The 2,848-nt window shown below is 75.9% G+C and carries 3 protein-coding genes; all 3 read right to left on the bottom strand.

Features of this window, described 5'->3' with window-relative positions:
• The coding region (locus tag A2U95_RS20850) for an MbnB/TglH/ChrH family RiPP precursor modification enzyme (RefSeq protein ID WP_166025566.1) at window positions 1-904 on the bottom strand (904 nt) is incomplete at its 3' end.
• A gap of 173 nt (window positions 905-1,077) precedes the next feature.
• A complete protein-coding gene (locus A2U95_RS20855; protein ID WP_166025568.1) occupies window positions 1,078-1,923 on the bottom strand; it encodes an endo alpha-1,4 polygalactosaminidase in 846 nt (281 codons plus the stop codon).
• Between the two features lie 88 nt (window positions 1,924-2,011).
• Entirely contained in the window at window positions 2,012-2,710 is a 699-nt protein-coding gene (locus A2U95_RS20860; protein WP_166025570.1) for an aminoacyl-tRNA hydrolase, read from the bottom strand.
• Window positions 2,711-2,848: the final 138 nt, after the last annotated feature.

Below are 2,848 nucleotides of genomic sequence, written 5' to 3' on the forward strand. Positions count from 1 at the left end.
GGCCGCCGGCGGCGACGGGTCCGGCGGCCGTGGCGGCGGTCCCGGTCGGGGCGGTGGCCGTGGCGGTGCCCGCCGAGGCGCGGCCGCGGGCCACCGCCGCCCGGACCGACCCCAGTTCGCGCCTCAGCTCGGCGGCGCGCGGGAAGTCCTCGTCCCGCTCCAGCAGCACGCCGGGCGGCGAGACCCGGGAGGCCAGGTCCGCGAGGACGTCCAGCACCGGCTCCGGCACCGGGTGCGCGTGACTGTCGTGCCACACGCCGTCCTTCAGCACGCCGCCCGCGACGTGGACGTAGGCGATCGCCTCCACCGGCAGCTCGTCCAGCGCCCTCGCCGCGTCCTCGCCCCGGTTGACCTGGTTGGTGTACAGGTTCGCGACGTCGATCAGCAGCCGCACGCCGGTGCGCTCCACCAGCTCGTACAGGAACTGTCCCTCCGTGAGCTCCTCACCCGGCCAGGCCAGCAGCGCGGCGATGTTCTCCACCGCCAGCGGCACGGGCAGCGCGTCCTGGGCGATCCGCACGTTCTCGCACAGGACGTCCAGGGCGTCGCGGGTGCGGGGCACGGGCAGCAGGTGTCCCGCCTCCAGCGCGGGCGAGGCGGTGAGCGCGCCGCCCGCGCGGACGAAGGCGATGTGCTCGGTCACCAACGGCGCGTCCAGCAGCCGGGCGCGCTCCGCCAGCGCGGCGAGACGCCCCTCGTCGGGGCGTTCGGCGCCGCCGAGCCCCAGCGAGACGCCGTGCGGCACCACCGTCACGCCGCGCTCGCGCAGCCGGGTCAGCGAGGCGGGCAGGTGGTCGGCGCAGAGGTTCTCCGCCACCACCTCGACCCAGTCGACGCCGGGCATCGCCTCCACGACGTCCGCGATCTCCGGCCGCCAGCCGATCCCCGTTCCCAGGTGCGCCATCGTCGCCCTCCCCGTAATCGTGTACGTGCCCCCGTGAGGGAGTCTTGGCCCCGAGACGGGTGCGGCGAATCGCGTTCGGCCGGATTCAGAGCTGGATTTGAGCTGACGCCGCGGGAGGTCCAGGACCGACGACGCGTCACCCGGCCGCCGGGACAGGCCCGCTCCCCGGACGTTCAGCAGGTGCGGCGGCGGTGCCCGTCCTCCCCGGCCGGCACGAGGTCCAGGTCCCGCCACACCACCGACAACCGGCCGCCCCACTCCTCGCACGCGGCGGCGAACCCGTCGGACCGGTACTCGACGACGAACACCCGGTCGTCGTACGCGTCCGCGTAGGCGCCGCACTCGTCGTACTGGCCGCACTCCTCGGCGACCGCGAAGTCGAAGCCGGTCCCGCGGCCCCGCCCGGCCAGTTCGGCCGTGTTCTTCTGGCCGACGGCCAGGCCCGCGGCGTGGGCGCGGGCCGCGACCAGCTCGCCGAACGCCAGGTTGTCGGCGGCCGTCAGCCGCTCGCCGGACCGCTCGTAGGAGTCGAGGTTGTCGGGCTCGACGGCCTGGTACCCGGCCGCGGCGCAGCCGTCGATCCACTCCCCGACGATCTCCGCGAGCCGCCGGCGCTTGTCCGGCGTCGAGGTGTCGAGCAGCACCTCGTCCCAGTCGCGGTCGACGACCCATTCGCCGTCGGCGTCGCGGAGCAGCAGGTCGGGGTGGTGCTCGCGCCACCATCCGGTGGCGTCCGGCTGGGCCTGGAAGGCGTTGACGTAGCAGACGTTGTAGACGCCCCGCACGGCCTTCGCGGTGCGGTCGCGGACGACCGCGCCCACTCCGTCGGGCGGCGCGTAGGGGCCGCCGAGCTGGTAGTCGAAGTCCACCCCCGGCTCCGGCAGGACCACCTCCTTCGGCCCCGTGGCCTTCCCGGTGTCCGCAGGCGCGCATCCGACGGCCGTGGCCGCGACCAGCAGGACGCACAGCAGCACGGCCGTCAGCGCGCCGCGGAGCGGGAAAAGGCCTTGCGGAACCATGGACCGGCAACTCCCGTCGGTGATGAAGCAGTCGCGCAGCACCGTACCGCCCGGGCGGCGGGCCGCGGCGGTACGGTCCGCCGGACGGTCACCGGCGCAGCGCGGGGTGGTCGGCGATCACCGTGCACGAGCCCGGTGCGATCTCGGTGAACCCGGCGTCGCGGACCACCGGGAGGTCCGAACGGAGCAGGTCCGGCCAGCGCTCCGGCGGGGCGGTGCGGACCGCGAGGGCGAAGCCGGAGTCCCGCCAGGCGGCGCGGTCGGCGTCGGACAGCTCCCACCAGGCCAGCTGGGCGGCGTGGCCGGTCTGGGCCATCGTCTTGCCGGCCGACATGTCCAGCTCCGGGTTGAGCCAGAGCACCGGGACGGCGGGGCCGGCGGGCGGCGGGGGCTCCGGGTCGTCCAGGTCGGTGCCGGAGACCTGGAGCTTGGCGAGTTCCCTGGGCCAGCCGTCCAGGGGGACCGGCGGGTACACGCGCACCTCGGCCGACCCGCCGGTCACGGTGATCCCGGGCAGGGTCTGCGCCTTGCGCCACTCGCCGCCGCGGGCGCGGCGGACCACCTTGCGGATCCTCGCGTCCTGCCAGGCGTCGATCGCGTCCGCCCAGTCGCCGTCGCCGGTCGAACGGGGGTCGGCCAGCATGGTGAGCACCGCGCGGGCGGAGGTCTCCAGGGCGTCGGTGCGGGCGGGGGGATCCGTCTTCTCCAGCCGCACGACGAGCGGCAGCACGTACTGGGGCTTCTCGTCCCGGGGATCGGCGGTGGTGGTGAAGGGCGACGTCGTCACGGGGACAGTCTGCCAAACCACCAGGTGGGGCCGCGGCCGAGGTCCGTCCCGGCGCCACCGGGGGCGGCCGGCGGACCGTGCGCCCGGCGGCTCCGCCCGCGAGCGGCCGTGCCGCGGGGGCGGGCCGGGGCGGCGTCC

The organism is Streptomyces chilikensis, from assembly GCF_001642695.1.
Lineage (GTDB): Bacteria > Actinomycetota > Actinomycetes > Streptomycetales > Streptomycetaceae > Streptomyces > Streptomyces chilikensis.

Bases quoted from the DNA above. Each gene is read 5' to 3' on its own strand.
- A2U95_RS20855 (WP_166025568.1), bottom strand. From the start codon at position 1,923: ATGGTTCCGCAAGGCCTTTTCCCGCTCCGCGGCGCGCTGACGGCCGTG.